General features: G+C 75.4%; 14 protein-coding genes and 1 pseudogene. 8 read left to right on the top strand and 7 right to left on the bottom strand.

Annotation, left to right across the window (positions count from 1 at the left end):
• Nucleotides 1–172: 172 nt before the first annotated feature.
• The 3 genes and pseudogenes from J5Y05_RS10785 to J5Y05_RS10775 all read right to left on the bottom strand — a co-directional run.
• Nucleotides 173–547: pseudogene (locus J5Y05_RS10785) on the bottom strand (hypothetical protein); the annotation flags it as partial.
• A gap of 46 nt (nucleotides 548–593) precedes the next feature.
• Nucleotides 594–1,007 carry an SRPBCC family protein gene (locus tag J5Y05_RS10780; protein WP_210870892.1) on the bottom strand — a complete coding sequence of 138 codons (414 nt, stop codon included), beginning with the start codon at nucleotides 1,005–1,007 and terminating at the stop codon, nucleotides 594–596.
• A 175-nt stretch (nucleotides 1,008–1,182) separates the two neighbouring features.
• A complete protein-coding gene (locus J5Y05_RS10775; RefSeq protein ID WP_210870889.1) occupies nucleotides 1,183–1,824 on the bottom strand; it encodes a GNAT family N-acetyltransferase in 642 nt (213 codons plus the stop codon).
• Between the two features lie 243 nt (nucleotides 1,825–2,067).
• Between J5Y05_RS10775 and J5Y05_RS10770 the strand changes: the two genes are divergently transcribed.
• Complete coding sequence (locus J5Y05_RS10770; RefSeq protein WP_210870887.1) at nucleotides 2,068–2,610, top strand: DoxX family protein; 543 nt, start codon at nucleotides 2,068–2,070, stop codon at nucleotides 2,608–2,610.
• A 287-nt stretch (nucleotides 2,611–2,897) separates the two neighbouring features.
• Nucleotides 2,898–4,202: an SLC13 family permease gene (locus J5Y05_RS10765; RefSeq protein WP_307853835.1), complete on the top strand. Its 1,305-nt coding sequence runs from the start codon at nucleotides 2,898–2,900 to the stop codon at nucleotides 4,200–4,202.
• Between the two features lie 35 nt (nucleotides 4,203–4,237).
• On the opposite strand, the gene J5Y05_RS10760 is transcribed toward J5Y05_RS10765, so the two are convergent.
• Nucleotides 4,238–4,558 carry a hypothetical protein gene (locus tag J5Y05_RS10760; RefSeq protein WP_053914282.1) on the bottom strand — a complete coding sequence of 107 codons (321 nt, stop codon included), beginning with the start codon at nucleotides 4,556–4,558 and terminating at the stop codon, nucleotides 4,238–4,240.
• Between the two features lie 132 nt (nucleotides 4,559–4,690).
• Between J5Y05_RS10760 and J5Y05_RS10755 the strand changes: the two genes are divergently transcribed.
• Complete coding sequence (locus J5Y05_RS10755; RefSeq protein WP_210870884.1) at nucleotides 4,691–5,557, top strand: fructosamine kinase family protein; 867 nt, start codon at nucleotides 4,691–4,693, stop codon at nucleotides 5,555–5,557.
• A 29-nt stretch (nucleotides 5,558–5,586) separates the two neighbouring features.
• Here J5Y05_RS10755 and J5Y05_RS10750 read toward each other — a convergent pair whose 3' ends face one another.
• Both J5Y05_RS10750 and J5Y05_RS10745 read right to left on the bottom strand, forming a co-directional pair.
• Nucleotides 5,587–7,245, bottom strand: a complete 1,659-nt coding sequence (locus J5Y05_RS10750; RefSeq protein WP_210870882.1) for a catalase — start codon at nucleotides 7,243–7,245, stop codon at nucleotides 5,587–5,589.
• A gap of 430 nt (nucleotides 7,246–7,675) precedes the next feature.
• Nucleotides 7,676–9,202 (bottom strand): helix-turn-helix domain-containing protein, encoded by a 1,527-nt coding sequence (locus J5Y05_RS10745; RefSeq protein ID WP_210870879.1) that lies wholly within the window; start codon nucleotides 9,200–9,202, stop codon nucleotides 7,676–7,678.
• A 163-nt stretch (nucleotides 9,203–9,365) separates the two neighbouring features.
• Between J5Y05_RS10745 and J5Y05_RS10740 the strand changes: the two genes are divergently transcribed.
• The 3 genes from J5Y05_RS10740 (at nucleotide 9,366) to J5Y05_RS10730 (ending at nucleotide 12,512) form a co-directional block, all read left to right on the top strand.
• A complete protein-coding gene (locus tag J5Y05_RS10740) occupies nucleotides 9,366–9,986 on the top strand; it encodes an L-threonylcarbamoyladenylate synthase (protein WP_210870876.1) in 621 nt (206 codons plus the stop codon).
• Nucleotides 9,987–10,123: 137 nt separating this feature from the next.
• On the top strand, nucleotides 10,124–10,882 hold the full coding sequence (locus J5Y05_RS10735) for a dienelactone hydrolase family protein (RefSeq protein ID WP_210870872.1): 759 nt from the start codon (nucleotides 10,124–10,126) through the stop codon (nucleotides 10,880–10,882).
• 109 nt (nucleotides 10,883–10,991) lie between these two features.
• Complete coding sequence (locus tag J5Y05_RS10730) at nucleotides 10,992–12,512, top strand: metallophosphoesterase family protein (RefSeq protein ID WP_210870869.1); 1,521 nt, start codon at nucleotides 10,992–10,994, stop codon at nucleotides 12,510–12,512.
• A gap of 15 nt (nucleotides 12,513–12,527) precedes the next feature.
• Here J5Y05_RS10730 and J5Y05_RS10725 read toward each other — a convergent pair whose 3' ends face one another.
• A complete protein-coding gene (locus J5Y05_RS10725; RefSeq protein WP_210870866.1) occupies nucleotides 12,528–13,541 on the bottom strand; it encodes a TauD/TfdA dioxygenase family protein in 1,014 nt (337 codons plus the stop codon).
• A gap of 182 nt (nucleotides 13,542–13,723) precedes the next feature.
• Here J5Y05_RS10725 and J5Y05_RS10720 point away from each other — a divergent pair, with 182 nt between their 5' ends.
• Together J5Y05_RS10720 and J5Y05_RS10715 are read left to right on the top strand one after the other, a co-directional pair.
• On the top strand, nucleotides 13,724–14,554 hold the full coding sequence (locus J5Y05_RS10720; RefSeq protein WP_210870864.1) for an aldo/keto reductase: 831 nt from the start codon (nucleotides 13,724–13,726) through the stop codon (nucleotides 14,552–14,554).
• Between the two features lie 47 nt (nucleotides 14,555–14,601).
• Nucleotides 14,602–15,228, top strand: a complete 627-nt coding sequence (locus tag J5Y05_RS10715) for a DNA polymerase ligase N-terminal domain-containing protein (RefSeq protein ID WP_210870860.1) — start codon at nucleotides 14,602–14,604, stop codon at nucleotides 15,226–15,228.
• The last annotated feature ends 17 nt before the right edge of the window (nucleotides 15,229–15,245 follow it).

Raw genomic sequence — 15,245 nt, 5'->3', positions numbered from 1 at the left:
CCGTCAGTACCGCTCGGGAGCCATTCGGGTGACGGCCCCGGCGCCGGCGCGGGGCACCGGCACACCCGTACGGGCCGAAACGATCAGCCAATCGGCTTGTCTCCGCCCGGTTCACGCGTCGGAACGCCGCGCGGCGAAGGGCCCGGCGGCGGCCCGCCCGTGGTGACCCGGGTCAGTACAGCGCCCGGACGGCCGTCGCGGTCGTGGCCTTGAAGTCGGCTACGCGCGCGTCCTCGAAGGTGCCCATCTGCCCCCACTGGACCACGGTGACCGTCCTGCCGTCCCGGCCGACGGAGACCAGTCCGATGTCGGTGGCGCCCCACGAGGTGGTCGTGTGGACGCCGTGGACGTGGGCGCCCTCCTCGACGTTCACCCGGCCGTAGTACCGCTGAGCGGCGGTGATCTCCGGGTACTGCCGCATCAGCGTCCGCGCGCACCGCCGCAGGTCCGCGCGGAGCAGCGCCGCGAACCGCTCGGCCCGCCGGGCGTCGCGCTCGACGACGGTGACCTGGACGGCGCCGGTGTCCAGGTCGGTCCAGTACCGCCGGCCTCCCGAGGCCGGGCGCGGCCGGGAGGAGCGGGAGGCCGCCCGGTCAGCCGGCGGCGTGGCCGGTGCGCAGCCGCACCTGCTCCTCCAGCCGCCGCAGGCTCTCGTCGAGCGCGGCGGCGACCGCGCGGCTGCCCGGGTCGTGGCCCTCGTCGAAGAAGGACAGGTGCACGGTCACCTCGCTGGCCCCGCTGTCCAGGCCGGCGACCTGGAGCCAGCCCGCGTAGCCGCCCTGGTCGCGGGTGCCCCATTCGAGCCGCATCTGCTCGGGCCGGGAGCGCAGCAGCGCGGCGGTGTCCCGGCCGGTGCCGTCCTCGTGCACGGTGACGGCGGGCGGCTCCTCGGCGCGCACGTGCAGCTCCCCCGGCAGCCAGGTCCCCAGTTGGCCGACGTTGGCGGCCTGGTCGTAGACCTGCTCGGGCTGGGACGGCATGGTGCGGGAACGCTCGTACTCGGTCATCTGGCACCACTCCTCGGTGCTGGGGTGTACCAGGCTCCGCGTGCCCGGTCTGCCGGGTCCGAAGCACGGCGCGGGGCATCGAGTCGGTACGGAGCGGTACGGGGGCGGGCGGTACGGGAGCGGCGCGGGGCGGGACTGGGCGGCGGGAGGGCCGGCCCCGGTCCTTCGGTGGGGCTCAGGGGGCGGCGGGCTTCTCCTCGGTGGTGCGGCCGAGGCAGGTGGTGCCGGTGGCGGCGAGGCCGCGCACCTCGATCTCGTGGAAGCCCATGCGGTCGTAGAAGGTCCGGGCCCGGGTGTTGGCGGTCGCCATCATGAGGTGGACGGCCGGCACCCCGCGTTCGCGCAGCGCCCGCCAGAAGGCGCGCATGAGCCGCCCGCCGTGGCCACGGCCCTGCCATTCGGGCAGCAGGTCGATGTGGAGATGGGCCGGGTACGCCGCCACCTCCGGGACGACCATGCGCTCCGGGTCGTGGAGCAGGGCCGCCATGATCTCGTCCAGGGTGCCGGGCGGGCCCTCTGGCGCCGGATACCGGTCCGCGACGCCGGGCAGCCACGCCGTGCGGAACTCCGCGGCGAACCGGGCGGTGTCCGCCGTGCCGAGGACGTAGCCGACCGCCTTCCCGGTGCCGTCGTCGAGGACGAAGGCGAGGCCGGGGTCGAGGTGGACGTAGGGGGCGGCGAAGAGCGCGGGCAGGATGGACGGGTCGGCGTACACGGGCCGGCTGTCCTGGCCGTTGTGCGCGGTGCGGACGCAGATGTCGTCGAGGGCGGCGGCGTCGGCGGGACGGTACGGACGGATGGCGGCGGTTTCGGTCACCGGGGCATCCTGCCCACCCCGGGGGCGCTCGCTCAAGTACGCGGGTGCGCCGTATGCGCGGCACCGCGTCCCCCGCCGGGAAGGCGCCACGGCGGCCCGCCGCTGCCCGCGCGACCTGCGCGGACCCCATGCGGCGGGGCCCCGGCCCCGTGGCCGGGCGAGGGCGTCGAATGGCGCCGGGCGGGCGGGGCACCTGATGATCCGTACAGGTTTCCCCCCTCCGCGACTCCTTGGGAGAGCGTCATGAGTCTTCTGCGCGTGGCCGGCCGGCCGATGCTCGCCTCGATGTTCATCGCCGGGGGCCTGCGGTCCCTGCGCAAGCCCGGCGAGGTGGCGTCGGCGGCCGAACCGGTCGTGCGGCCGGTGGCCGACCGCGTGTCCGTGCTGCCGGACCGCACCGAGCACCTGGTGCGCCTCAACGGGGCCGTGCAGGTCGTCGGCGGCGTCATGCTCGGGCTGGGCCGCTGCCCACGGCCGGCCGCGCTGGCGATGGCCGCGACGCTGGTGCCGACCACGCTGGCCGGGCACCGCTTCTGGGAGGCGGAGGAGTCCGCCGACCGTGCCCAGCAGCGCGTCCACTTCCTCAAGAACCTGTCCATGCTGGGCGGGCTGCTGATCGCGGCCGACGACACCGGCGGCGCCCCCTCGCTGCTGTGGCGGTGCCGGCACGCGGCACTGGAGCTGCGCCGCGACGCCCGCCTGGTGCGCCGCACGGCACGGGCCACGGCACGCCCGGCGGCGCTGGCGGGCGCGGTGCGGGCCAGGCTGGGCGGGACCGGCGGCTGACCGGGGGGCGGGCGAAGGCGGGTTCGGCGGCCAGGGCCGGGCCCGGCGCGGGCGCGGGCGCGGGCGGATGCCGGGGGCCACGAGGCGGGTCGAGCGGGCTGCCGGGGGGCAGGTTCGGGGCCTGACGAGGGCAAGGTTCGGAGCCTGACGAGGGCAGGGCTCGGGGCCTTACGTGCGGGAGGGCTCGGGGCCTGGGTGCGGGAGGGCGGTGGCGGGCGGTCTTGTCACCGTTCGTGCGGGTCACTGCCCGGGGGGTGCCATCCTGGGGCCTGACGATCACCGGGTGGGTGCCCGGGTCGCCGGCGGGAGGAGAACCCCTGAGTACCGCCCTCGTCTCCGAGGCCGTCCCCGTGGCGCTGCTGCTGGGGGTGCTGGCCTTCGCCGTGCTGCGCCCGCGCGGTCTGCCGGAGGCCACGGCCGCCGTACCCGCCGCCGCGCTGATGGTGCTGCTCGGCGTGGTCACGCCGCGGGAGGCGTGGGAGCAGACGCGGACGCTGCTGCCGGTCGTCGGCTTCCTCGCGCTGGTGCTGATGCTGGCGCACCTGTGCGCGCGGGAGGGGCTCTTCGAGGCGGCCGGCGCCGTGGTGGCCCGCCGGTGCGGCGGCAGCCCGCGGCATCTGCTCGGCGGGGTGTTCGTGGTGGCCTGCGCGGTGACGGCGGTGCTCAGTCTGGACGCCACCGCCGTCCTGCTGACCCCGGTGGTGCTCGCCACCGCGGCCCGCGCCGGCGCGGTGGCCCGGCCGCACGTGTACGCCACCGCCCACCTGGCGAACTCGGCCTCCCTGCTGCTGCCGGTCTCCAACCTGACGAACCTGCTGGCGTTCACGGCCAGCGGCCTGAGCTTCACCCGGTTCGCGGCGCTGATGGCGCTGCCCTGGCTGGTGGCGATCGCCGTCGAGTACGCCGTCTTCCGCCGCTTCTTCCGCGCCGACCTGGACACGCCGGTCTCCGGGCCGGCCGCGGCGTCCGGCGTGGGACCGCCGCCCGGCGTGGCGCGGTTCCCGCTGGTGGTGCTCGCGCTGACGCTGGCCGGGTTCGCGGTGGTCTCGGCGGCCGGGCTGTCGCCCGCCTGGGCGGCGCTGGCGGGGGTGCTGGTGCTCGGCGGGCGGGCGCTGTCCCGGCGCCATGTCACGCCCCGGGAACTGGTGGGGGCCGCGGCGCCGCTGTTCTGCCTGTTCGTGCTCGCGCTCGGCGTCGTGGTGCGGGGCGTGATGGGCGGCGGGCTGGGCACGCTGCTGCGGTACCTGCTGCCGGACGGGGAGTCGGTGCCGGCCCTGCTCGGGATCGCGGTGGTCGCCGCGGTGCTGGCCAACGTCATCAACAACCTGCCCGCCGTGCTGGCACTGCTCCCCCTGGCCGCGCCCGCCGGGGCGGGCCCCGTCCTCGCGGTGCTGATCGGCGTGAACCTGGGCCCCAACCTGACCTACGTCGGCTCGCTGGCGACCCTGCTGTGGCGGCGCATCCTGCACCGGCACGGCGTCGAGGCGGAGCTGGGCCGCTTCACCCGGCTCGGCCTGCTGACCGTACCGGCCACGCTCGTGGCCTCCACCCTCGCCCTGTGGGCGTCCCTGCGGCTGTTCGGCAGCACCTGACGTGCCGTGGCCCCGCGCAGGTCAGCGGCCCGTGGTCACCAGGCGCTCGGGGTGTAGGCGGGGCGGCGGACCGCCTCGGCGGCGTCGCGCAGGTGCAGGGCCACGCCGATGAGGGCGCGCAGGGCGGAGGGGCGCAGGCTCTGGGCGCTTTCGGCGGCCAGGACGAGGAGGCAGCCGGCGGCCTGCTCGACGAGGGGCACCGCGAAGGTGTGGTCGCCGTCGGCGCCGCGGAAGGCCCGCCAGGGGGCGGCGGCGCCGTCGATGGCCTTGTGGACCGCGTGTTCGAGGTAGTCCGCGGCCTGTTCGCAGACCGAGGCGGGCAGCGTGATGCTGCGGGGGAACGAGGAACTGGTCATGTCCCCACTGGTCCCCCGTCGGCGGGGCTTCCAGGGCGTGCGGGGTGTTTTTCACCGGGTCGGCGGCGGGCGGCCCGGCCACGGGGCGAAGAGCCCGGCGGGACGTCACGGACACGGCCTACGCTGACCGGCATGACGCCCCCCGCCTCTCCCTCGGCCGCCGCGGCCCGCTTCACCGGCCGCGCGGTGACCGGTGAACGCCGCCTGTCGGACGCGCTCTCCGAGGTCGCCCTCGACGACGGGCGCACGGTGATGGCCAAACGCGGGGACGGCCCCGGCGCGGTGCGGGCCGAGGCGGCGGGCCTGCGCTGGCTGGCCGGCGCCGGGGCGGTTCCCGTACCCGCGGTGCACGGCGCGGACGCGCGGTGGCTGGTCACCAACCGGGTGGCGCAGGGGCCGCCGGACGGGCGGGCGGCGGCGCGGTTCGGGCGGGAGCTGGCCGCGCTGCACGCCGCCGGCGCGCCCGCGTTCGGCGCCGCGCCGCCCGGCGGCCCCGAGGACGCCTGGATCGGGCTCGCGCCGATGCGCAACGTGCCCGGGGACGACTGGCCCCGCTGGTACGCCGAGCACCGGGTGCTGCCGTACCTGCGCGGCGCGGTCGACGCGGGCGCCGTGGACGCCGCCGGGGCGGCGGACGTCGAGCGGGTCTGCGAACGGCTGCCGGAGCTGGCCGGCCCCGCGGAGCCGCCGGCCCGGCTCCACGGCGACCTGTGGAACGGCAACGTGCTGTGGGGGGCCGACGGGCGCGTGTGGCTGATCGACCCGGCCGCGCACGGCGGGCACCGGGAGACGGACCTGGCGATGCTGCGCCTGTTCGGCTGCCCGCACCTGGAGCGGATCACGGACGGATACCAGGAGGTGGCGCCGCTCGCCGACGGCTGGCGCCGCCGCGTCGGCGCGCACCAGCTCTTCCCGCTGCTGGTGCACACCGTGCTCTTCGGCGGCGGGTACGCCGGGCAGGCCGTCGCGGCGGCCCGGTCCGCCCTCGCCGCCGGCTGAGCCGCGACCGGCGGCGGCCCGGGTGTCCGTCAGCGCGTGACGACGTGCCGCTCGTTCGGGACGCAGTGCGTCATCGTCAGGCCCTCGACGTCGCGCGGCGGGTTCTTGCCGAGCTTGGCCAGCCGTTCGCGGTCCTCGTCGGTGAGGTCCTGTCCGGCCAGCGGCTCCAGCTTCGCCACGTCCTCGGGCGAGATGCCGAGTCCCTCGCCGACGCGTAGCCCGAGGTCGTTCTCGACGAGCAGGAAGTGCCACACCATGCGCTCCTGGACCGGCCGGGTGCACTGGGAGAGCAGGTCGGTGAAGTTGGCGACGAGGTCGTCGCGCTCCCACTGCTCCATCAGGACGTAGCGCTGCCCGGCCTGCTGGTAGTCGTTGGCGCGCGGGATGCGCTTGCGGGTGAGCCGGCCCCGGATCTCCGGGCCCTGGTCGTCGTGGGTCGGGTACTGCGCCTCGCGGAGGCCGCCGGTGATCGACGGCTCGTAGTTGACGCTCGGGTTCTCGCCGCCGCCGTCCACGTGGTAGGCCATCTGGCCGTCGCGCTGGTTGGTGCGGATCTGCGCGTGCTTGGCCTGGTTGACGGGGAGCTGGAGGTAGTTCGGGCCGACCCGGTGGCGCTGGGTGTCGCTGTAGGAGAAGGTCCGGCCGACGAGCATCTTGTCGTCGGAGAAGTCCAGCCCGTCGACGAGGACGCCGGTGCCGAAGGAGATCTGCTCGTTCTCGGCGAAGTAGTTCTCCGGCATCCGGTCGAGCACCATGCGGCCGACCGGCTTCGGCGGGAAGTCCTGTTCCGGCCAGGTCTTGGTGTCGTCGAGCGGGTCGAAGTCCAGCTCGGGGTGTTCGTCGTCGTCCATCATCTGGACGAGCAGCTCCCACTCCGGGTACTCGCCGCGCGCGACGGCCTCGTAGAGGTCCTTGGTGGCGTGGCCGAGGGACTCGGCCTGGACGTTGGCCGCGTCCTCCTCGGTCATGCTGCGCACGCCCTGCTTCGGCATCCAGTGGTACTTGACCAGGACGGTCTTCCCCTTGGCGTCGACCCATTTGTAGGTGTTGACGCCAAAGCCCTGCATGTGGCGGTAGTCCGCGGGGATGCCGCGCGGGCTGAAGAGGTTGACGAGCATGTGCATCGACTCCGGCGTCTGGGACATGAAGTCGAAGATGCGCCGGGGCTGCTGCTCGAAGGTGACCGGGTCCGGCTTGAGGGAGTGGATGACGTCCGGGAACTTGATCGCGTCCCGGATGAAGAAGACGCCGAGGTTGTTGCCGACGAGGTCCCAGTTGCCGTCCTCGGTGTAGAACTTGACGGCGAAGCCGCGCGGGTCGCGGGCGGTCTCGGCGGAGTCCCGGCCGCCGATGACGGTGGAGAAGCGGACGGCGACGTCGGTGCGCTTGCCCCGCTCCTGGAACAGCCGGGCCCGGGTGTGACGGTCGATCGGCTCGTCGCCCCAGGCACCGTACGCCTCGAAGTAGCCGTAGGCGGTGACACCGCGGGCGTGCACGACACGCTCGGGGATGCGTTCCCGGTCGAAGTGGCTGATCTTCTCCAGGAACTGGTAGTTCTCCAGCGTGGCGGGGCCGCGGGCGCCGACCGTGCGCTGGTTCTGGTTGTCGTAGACGGGGTGCCCCTGCCGGTTGGTGAGCACCTTGCGTTCGTCGCCCGGGGCGGGACCCCGGCTCGATACGTCCGTCATGGTCGTGGGCTCCTTCGACTCGTGGCCGTCCGGGCCGGTCCTGAGCTGCGAGGCGGCCGTCGGCCGCGCGTGTCGGCGGGCCGGGTACCCAGAGTGAGCCGCCCGTCACCTACCGGTTTGCCCGCATTTCAACACGGCCTCCCGGGCGGCGCCACGGGGCCGGTCCGGTGGGGGCGCCATCCGTCGGGTTCGGGGGGGGCAGAGCGCGGCGGCGGGCGGCGTCGGCGGGGCAGGCGGGCCGCAGGCGCGCGGGCTGCGGGCGGGGCGGAGGCACGCGGGCCGCGGGCAGGCCGGGCGGGGCGGCGCGGAAACGGCCGAGGGGGGCGCGACCGGTCCCCCGTTCCGGTCGTGCCCCCGCGGCTCGTAGAACCTACGGGGCCGCCTCCGCCGTTGTGAACCGTGCCGGTGCCCGCTGCGCGGCGCCCGGGACTCACCCGTGCACAGGTGCGTCCGGATGGGCCGGTTTCGTCCCGTGCAGCGGGGGCGGGCCGAGGTCGCCGAGTGCCAGATGGGCGAGGACGACCTCGTACAGGTCGCTGCCGCCGGCGAGGAGCTGGCGTTCCAGGACGGGTTCGGCGCCGCGCACGTGTTCGCGGACGGTCTGGGCGTGGACGCCGAGCCTCTGCGCGGCGCGTTCGGCGTTGCCGCCCGCGGCGATCCAGGCGCGCAGGGTGCGCCGGGGGTTGCGGGTGTCGGGCTCCAGCCGGCCGAGCAGGTCGGCGGCCCAGGCGCGCAGCGCGGGCCCGGCGAGCAGGTCGGTGAGCCCGGTGCCGGCGGCCGGGCGCCGGGGCGCGGGCAGGTCGGCGAGGCCGGCGTGGGCGTTCAGCGCGAGGTGGACGGTGGCGCGGGCGGTCAGGTCGGCGAAGTCGGTCCGCAGCAGGCCCTCGACGCGGTCCATGCGGGCGCGGACGGTGTTGCGGCTGACGCCGAGGATCTTCGCGGTGCTGACGGCGGTGAACTCCAGGCCCAGCCGGGTGGTGGCGAGGAGTTCGGCGCGGGTGTGGTGGGCCAGCGCGTCGAGGGGGTCGAGCACCCGGTCCGTCCACAGGCGCAGCGCCTCGGGGTCCATCAGCCGTTCGGGGCGGGTCCGCTGCGCGTACACGGCGGTCTTGTCGGGGCGGTACCGGGCGACGGCCAGGGCGCTCATGGCCTGCCCGTAGGCGGTGGCGGTGCGGGCGAGGCTCTGCCGGGCGCTGCCGCCGAGGTGGCAGCCGGGCAGCGGGCCGACCAGGGTGCGCAGGGCCTCCCCGGCGTCCTCGCGCGGGGTCAGCACGATCACGTGGCCGTCCATGGCGGGGCAGCGGACGACGAGGGCGCGTTCGCCGGTCGCCGCGAGGCACTCCTCGGCGAGGCGGTCGCGCATCTCGGGGCTGGACTCGGCGACGTAGACGCAGGCGGTGTCGGTGTCCAGGAGCCCCGGCCAGAGTCCGGCGGCCACCCGGCGGGCGGAGACGGTGTCCTCGACCATGAGCAGTTGCAGGATGGCCAGGCGCAGGTCGGCGGTGGCCCGCCGCAGCCGGTCCCCGGCGGCGGCCGACTCGTGGCCGGCCAGGAGGAGTTCCAGTACCTGGGCGGTGTGCGTGACGATGTCGGAGGCCCGCCGGTCGAAGGGGGTCTCGCGGACCACGGCGAGGGCGGCGGCGGGTTCCGGGTGGGCCCGTTCGACGCGGACCAGGCGCACGTGCCGGCCGCGGTCCTCCAGGGCGGCGGAGGCGATGCGCCCGGTGGTGAGGCCGGCGACCAGTTCCTCGTCCAAGGCGAGGCGGCGGCCCGCCAGCAGTCGGCCGGCGCCGTCCTGGAGGGACACGGCGGCGGGCACGGTGGCGGCGAGCCAGGCCAGGACCCGGCCGATGTCGCGGGCGGCGGGGCGCAGGTGGCCGAGGAGTTCCTCCGCCCATCCCGGGGGTGCGCCCGCCCTTGTCTCCCGGTGTCCCGTTCCGTCCGCTCGGCCCGCCACGTCGGCCTTCTCCTCGCCCTCGCCTTTCCTCCAGGTCGGGGACGTTACCTCATGAAGGATGGCGGGTCGGGGGCCGCGTACCGGACCGGGCACGGCGGAGCGCGCTCCTCCGCCCGGACCCCGCCTGCGCGGACCGGACCCCCGGGCGGCATAAGCTCGGTGAATGGCGAAGTACTTCGACGTGCACCCCGACAACCCTCAGCCGCGCAGCATCGCCCAGGTCGCCGACAGCGTCCGCCGGGACGCGCTGATCGCGTACCCGACGGACTCCTGTTACGCGCTGGGCTGCCGGCTCGGCAGCCGCGACGGCATCGAGCGCATCCGCGCGATCCGGCACCTGGACGACCGGCACCACTTCACGCTGGTGTGCCAGGACTTCGCGCAGCTCGGCCGGTTCGTACGGATCGACAACGACGTGTTCCGGGCGATCAAGGCGTCGACCCCCGGCAGCTACACCTTCATCCTGCCCGCGACGCGCGAGGTGCCGCGGATGCTCCAGCACCCGAAGAAGAAGACGGTCGGCGTGCGCATCCCGGACCACGTGGTCACCCAGGCGATCCTGACGGAGCTGGGCGAGCCGCTGCTGTCGAGCACGCTGCTGCTGCCGGGCGAGGAGGAGCCGATGACCCAGGGCTGGGAGATCAAGGACCGGCTCGACCACGTGGTGGACGCGGTGATCGACTCCGGGGAGTGCGGCACCGAGCCGACCACCGTGGTGGACTTCTCGGACGGGGAGGCGGAGATCGTCCGCAGGGGCGCGGGCGACCCGGCCCGGTTCGAGTGACCGCCGGCCGGTCCGTGGCCGTGTGCCCCGGGCGGCCGTGAGGAGCCCACCGCGCCACCCCGGCGCCGCGCCGGTGCCGTGGACCACCGGCGCGGGCGACGAGACAGCAGCGACGAGACAGAGAGGCAGGGCCCGCCATGACCGAGGTGCGGGGAACCACCGTCGACATCCCGACCGAGGACGGCACCGCCGACGCCTACCTGACGCATCCGGCCGACGGGGAACCGCACCCGGCGGTGCTGGTCTACATGGACGCCTTCGGGGTGCGCCCCGGGCTGCGGGCCATGGCGGACCGGCTGGCCGCCGCCGGGTACACGGTCCTGGTCCCGAACCTGTTCCACCGGCACGGGCGGGCGCCGGTCGTGGAGCTGCCGGAGTTCATCGACGCCTCGGCACGGCCGGCCCTCTTCGACCGCCTCGGCCCGATCATGCGGTCGCTCACGCCCGAGCGGGCGATGCGGGACGCCGGTGCCTGGCTGCGGTGGCTGGAGAGCTGCCCGCAGGCGGCCGGCGGGCCGGTGGCGGTGACCGGCTACTGCATGGGCGCCGCGATCGCCCTGCGCACCGCGGGCACCTGTCCGGACCGCGTCGCCGCGGTGGCCGGCTTCCACGGCGGGCGGCTGGCGACCGAGGGTCCGCAGAGCCCGCACCTGGTGGCCGGGAACATCACCGCCGAGGTGTACTTCGGCCACGCCGACCACGACGCGTCGCTGCCGCCGGAGCAGCAGGAGCGGCTGGAGGCGGCGCTGACCGCGGCGGGCGTCAGGCACCGCTGCGAGGTCTACCCGGGGGCGCACCACGGCTACACGCAGGCGGACACGGAGGCGTACGACGCCGAGGCGGCGGAGCGGCACTGGGAGGCGCTGCTCGGCCTGCTGGCGCGGACCTTCGGATGAGCCCTTCGGATGAACTTTTCTGACGCTCAATCAACTCACTGACACTGCATACGAGTTGTCGTCCAGGGTCGCCAACGGACCGTGATCGTGAGGTTGTTACCGTGGTCCGGTGTCCGACTCCGACTCCTCACGTGAGACCGCCGCGGGCGCCGGCTGGGGCGCGGCCGAGCCCGGCTCCTACCGGAGCCTGATGCCCGGCCGGGCCCAGAGGCTGTCCTGGCTGAATCCCAAGATCCTGTGGGCCGCCCGCAACGGCGTCCTCGCCTCCTGGCTGGGCGACCCCACCGGCCGCACCCGCGCCCGCTGGGTGGAGCGGGCGGCGGCCCGGGGAGCCCCGGCCGACAAGGTGATCCGGCGGGACGACCCGGACCGCTTCTCCTTCCTGGTCGTCGGCGACACCGGGGAGGGCGGCGAGTCCCAGTACGCCGTCGTGCCGGGCCTGCTGGCCGCCGGGCGGGACACCCGGTTCGCCGTCATCGCCAGCGACGTCATCTACCCGGTGGGCAGCGCCGACGACTACGGCGCCAAGTTCTTCCGCCCCTACCGGGACTATCCGGCGCCCGTCTACGCGATACCCGGCAACCACGACTGGTACGAGGACCTCGGCGGCTTCGTCCGCGTCTTCTGCGGCGAGCGGGAGGCGCCCCTGCCGCCCGAGCCCGCCCCGCGCCCCCTCGGGCGGGCCCGGCTGCGGTCCCTGCTGTGGCACCGGCCGCGCCCGGACGACGGCCGGCGGCTGGAGGAGGACCGGCGGCTGCGCTCCGCCCCCACGCAGCAGGCCGTCCAGCCGGGACCGTACTGGGCGATCGACGCCGGACCGGTCCGTATCGTCGGCATCGACACCGGGCTGCTCGGCACCGTCGACGCGGAACAGGGCGCCTGGCTGCGCGAGGTGTCCCGGGGACCGCGCCCGAAGATCCTCGTCACCGGCTCCCCGCTCTACGTGGACGGCGAGCACCACCCCTGCCCGATCGAGGGCGGCGGCACCGTCGACGACATCGTGCGCGACCCCGGCCACCACTACGTCGCGGCGATCGGCGGCGACATCCACAACTACCAGCGCTATCCGGTCGACGTGGACGGCCGCACCGTCCAGTACGTCGTCGCGGGCGGCGGCGGGGCGTTCATGCACGCCACCCACACCATCCCCCGCGTCGCGGTGGCCGGGGTGGGCGAGCAGGACTTCCGCTGCTATCCGCTGCGCGGCGACTCGCTCGCCTTCTACAGCGCCCTGTACGGGCGGAGGCTGCGGCTGCGGCGGCTGCTCACCCTGACCGAGGCCGAGGCCACCGCCGTGATCGCCGAGCGGCTGGGCATCCGGACCGGCCGGGCCGCGGGCGCCGCGCGGGTCACCCGGCGCACCCGGCTCGTCGCCGCGCTGCTGGGCACCGGGCGGCGGCCGGGGCGGCGCCGGCGGTTCAGGCTGCCGGTGCGCGAGATGTACGCGCGGCTCTTCTCGCCGGGGTCGGTGTCGTACTCCCCGCCGTTCTTCAAGTCCTTCCTGCGGCTCGACGTCTCCCCGGACGCGGTGCGGCTGCGCTGCCACGCCGCCACCGGAAACCGCGCCCAGGAGACCGACCCGCCCGTCGAGGACGAGGTGACGATCCCACTGCCCCGGACCGCTGCCTGACCCGGTGCCGGGCCGTCACCAGAGGCCCGGCGCGCTGCCCGTGAGCGGCTTCGAGGGGGCGCCGTCGACACCCACCGGCACCTCGCCGGCGAGCATCACCCGGTGCATGACGCGGGGGTGGCCGAGGTGGGCGCTGTCGCCGGGGGCGAGGTGGATGGTGGCCCGGTTGTCCCAGAAGGCGAGGCTGCCCGGCTCCCAGCGGAAGCGCACCGTGTACTCGGGCCGGGCCGCCTGTTCCACCAGGAGGTCCAGGACCGCGCTGCTCTCCGGCCGGGAGAGGCCGGTGATCTGCTCGACGTAGTAGCCGTTGACGAACAGCACCCGCTCCCCCGTCTCGGGGTGGACCCGGACCAGCGGGTGCACGGTGGCCACCTGGTGGTCCAGCAGGTGCCGGGCGTAGGCGTCGTCGCCGGGCCGGCTCTGGTAGCCGACGCCGAGGCGGTGTTCGGCGCGCAGCCCGTCGACGAAGGCGCGGAACGGGGCGGAGAGCCCGGCGTAGGCGGCCTGGAGGTTGGACCAGGTGGTGTCGCCGCCGTAGGGGGGCACGGTCTCGGCGCGCAGCAGGGTGAAGGCCGGCGGGTCGACGCGGGCGCCGTGGTCGCAGTGCCAGCCGCGCAGCAGGGTGTGGCGCCTGCGGCGCAGCCACTCCTCGTGGTCCATTCCGTAGCGTCCGCCCAGCTCCAGCCGGTCGGCGGTGGTCTCGATCTCCGGCACCCCGGGCGGTGACGCCTTCCCGCGCCGGGGCAGCAGCACCGGTTCGCCGAAGCAGCGCGCGAAGGCGACGTGCCCCGCGTGGTCCAGGTGCTGGCCGCGGAAGAACACCACCTTCCAGCGCAGGACCGCCGCCCGGACCGCCGCGACCTGCGCCTCGGAGAGCCCGGCGGCGAGGTCGACGCCCTCGATCTCGGCGCCGATGTGTCCGGCGACCGGTTTCACCTCGATCCCGGCCGCCCGTCCGGCCTCCTGTACCGCCCGCGGCGTCCGTGTCGGCCGGGGTGTCTCGGTCGTCGTGGCCCTGTCCGTCGTCATCAGCGCTCCGTGGGTAGTCCGTGTCCGCCCGTGCCGGGTCCACCGCCGATCGTGGCAGGGTTCGCCGCCCGTGGCGACGGTGCCTTTTCCGCCCGCGGGCGGCCGGACGCCGTCCGGCTGGTCGCGCGCCGTGGTGTCCGGGAGGCTGGAGGGAGTCACCGTACGGACGAGGAGGCCCCACCGTGATCAGCATCCCGGCGTACCCGCTCAACGACGGCACCGCGCTGCCCGCCCTCGGGCTGGGCACCTGGCCGATGACGGACGACGAGGCCGAGCGGGCGGTCCGCGAGGCCCTGCGGTCGGGGTACCGCCTGATCGACACGGCCGCGAACTACCGCAACGAGAGGGGTGTCGGCCGGGGGCTGGCCGGGGCCGGGGTGGACCGGGAGGAGATCGTGGTGACGACCAAGCTCCCCGGCCGCGACCACGGCTACGAGGAGACCCTCGCCTCCTTCGAGACCTCCCGCGCCCGCCTCGGCCTGGACCGCGTCGACCTGTACCTCATCCACTGGCCGCTGCCCCGCGTCGACCGGTACGTCGACTCCTGGAAGGCCATGGTCAAGCTCCGCGAGGACGGACTCGTACGGTCGATCGGCGTCTCCAACTTCACGGCCGCGCACATCGAACGGCTGGAGCGGGAGACCGGCGTCCTGCCGTCCGTCAACCAGATCGAGCTGCATCCCTTCCTCCCCCAGGACGAGCTGCGCGCCTTCCACGAAGGCCGGGGCATCCGCACCGAGAGCTGGAGCCCGCTGGGGCGCGGCAGCGACCTGCTGGCCGACCCGGCCGTGGCCCGGGTCGCCGGGGCGCACGGCGTGACCCCGGCCCAGGCGGTGCTGCGCTGGCACACCCAGCTCGGCGCGGTGCCCATCCCCAAGTCGGCCGACCCCGCCCGGCAGCGGGCCAACCTCGACGTCTTCGGCTTCACCCTGGACGACGCCCAGATGCGCGCCCTGTCCGACCGGGCACCCCGGCGGATGGGCGGGGACCCCGAGGTGCACGAGGAGTTCTGAACGGGTACCCATGGCAGGCCCGCGCGGCCTGCGGGAAGGAGCCGGGGATGGGCGAGGACGACGGGCTGCGGGAGTACCGCGGCCGGCGGGACTTCGGCCGCACCGCCGAACCCTCGGGACGAGCGGGGCACCCGGGCAACGGGCGGCCCCGGTTCGTGGTGCAGATCCACGACGCCCGCAGGACGCACTTCGACGTCCGGTTGCAGGTCGACGACGTCCTGCGGTCCTGGGCGGTGCCGAAGGGGCCGTCCGGCGATCCGGGCGACCGGCGGCTCGCGGTCCCCACGGAGGACCACCCGCTGGAGTACGAGGAGTTCGAGGGCGTGATCCCGGCGGGCGAGTACGGCGGCGGCACGGTGATCGTCTGGGACCGCGGCACGTACGAGCCGCTGAGCCACGACCGCGCGGGCCGGCCGGTCGGCTTCGGCCGGTCCCTGGAGCAGGGCCACGCCAGGTTCCGGCTGTACGGCGCCAAGCTGCGCGGCGAGTACGCGCTCACCCGTTTCCGGGGCGGCCCCGGCTCCGCCGGCGAGGAGGCGTGGCTGCTGGTGAGGACGGCGGGCGGCGCGGGCCGCGGCCGGGGCGCCCCGGACCCGTGGCGGGCCCGGTCGGTCACCAGCGGCCGGACCCTCGCGCAGGTCGCGGCGGAGGCCGCCGGGGAACTCGGCCGGTAAGCCACCGGGGCGCCCAC

The sequence above is a fragment of the Streptomyces tagetis genome (genome assembly GCF_018069565.1).
Lineage (GTDB): Bacteria > Actinomycetota > Actinomycetes > Streptomycetales > Streptomycetaceae > Streptomyces > Streptomyces tagetis.
Note: the sequence above shows the minus strand (reverse complement) of the source record. Positions and strands in the feature narration are given on the sequence as shown.

Excerpts from the sequence above, each read along its gene's own strand:
- J5Y05_RS10780 (WP_210870892.1), bottom strand. The coding sequence starts at position 1,007 with ATGACCGAGTACGAGCGTTCCCGCACCATGCCGTCCCAGCCCGAGCAG.
- J5Y05_RS10770 (WP_210870887.1), top strand. The coding sequence starts at position 2,068 with ATGAGTCTTCTGCGCGTGGCCGGCCGGCCGATGCTCGCCTCGATGTTC.
- J5Y05_RS10760 (WP_053914282.1), bottom strand. The coding sequence starts at position 4,558 with ATGACCAGTTCCTCGTTCCCCCGCAGCATCACGCTGCCCGCCTCGGTC.
- J5Y05_RS10755 (WP_210870884.1), top strand. The coding sequence starts at position 4,691 with ATGACGCCCCCCGCCTCTCCCTCGGCCGCCGCGGCCCGCTTCACCGGC.
- J5Y05_RS10750 (WP_210870882.1), bottom strand. The coding sequence starts at position 7,245 with ATGACGGACGTATCGAGCCGGGGTCCCGCCCCGGGCGACGAACGCAAG.
- J5Y05_RS10740 (WP_210870876.1), top strand. The coding sequence starts at position 9,366 with ATGGCGAAGTACTTCGACGTGCACCCCGACAACCCTCAGCCGCGCAGC.
- J5Y05_RS10735 (WP_210870872.1), top strand. The coding sequence starts at position 10,124 with ATGACCGAGGTGCGGGGAACCACCGTCGACATCCCGACCGAGGACGGC.
- J5Y05_RS10725 (WP_210870866.1), bottom strand. The coding sequence starts at position 13,541 with ATGACGACGGACAGGGCCACGACGACCGAGACACCCCGGCCGACACGG.
- J5Y05_RS10715 (WP_210870860.1), top strand. The coding sequence starts at position 14,602 with ATGGGCGAGGACGACGGGCTGCGGGAGTACCGCGGCCGGCGGGACTTC.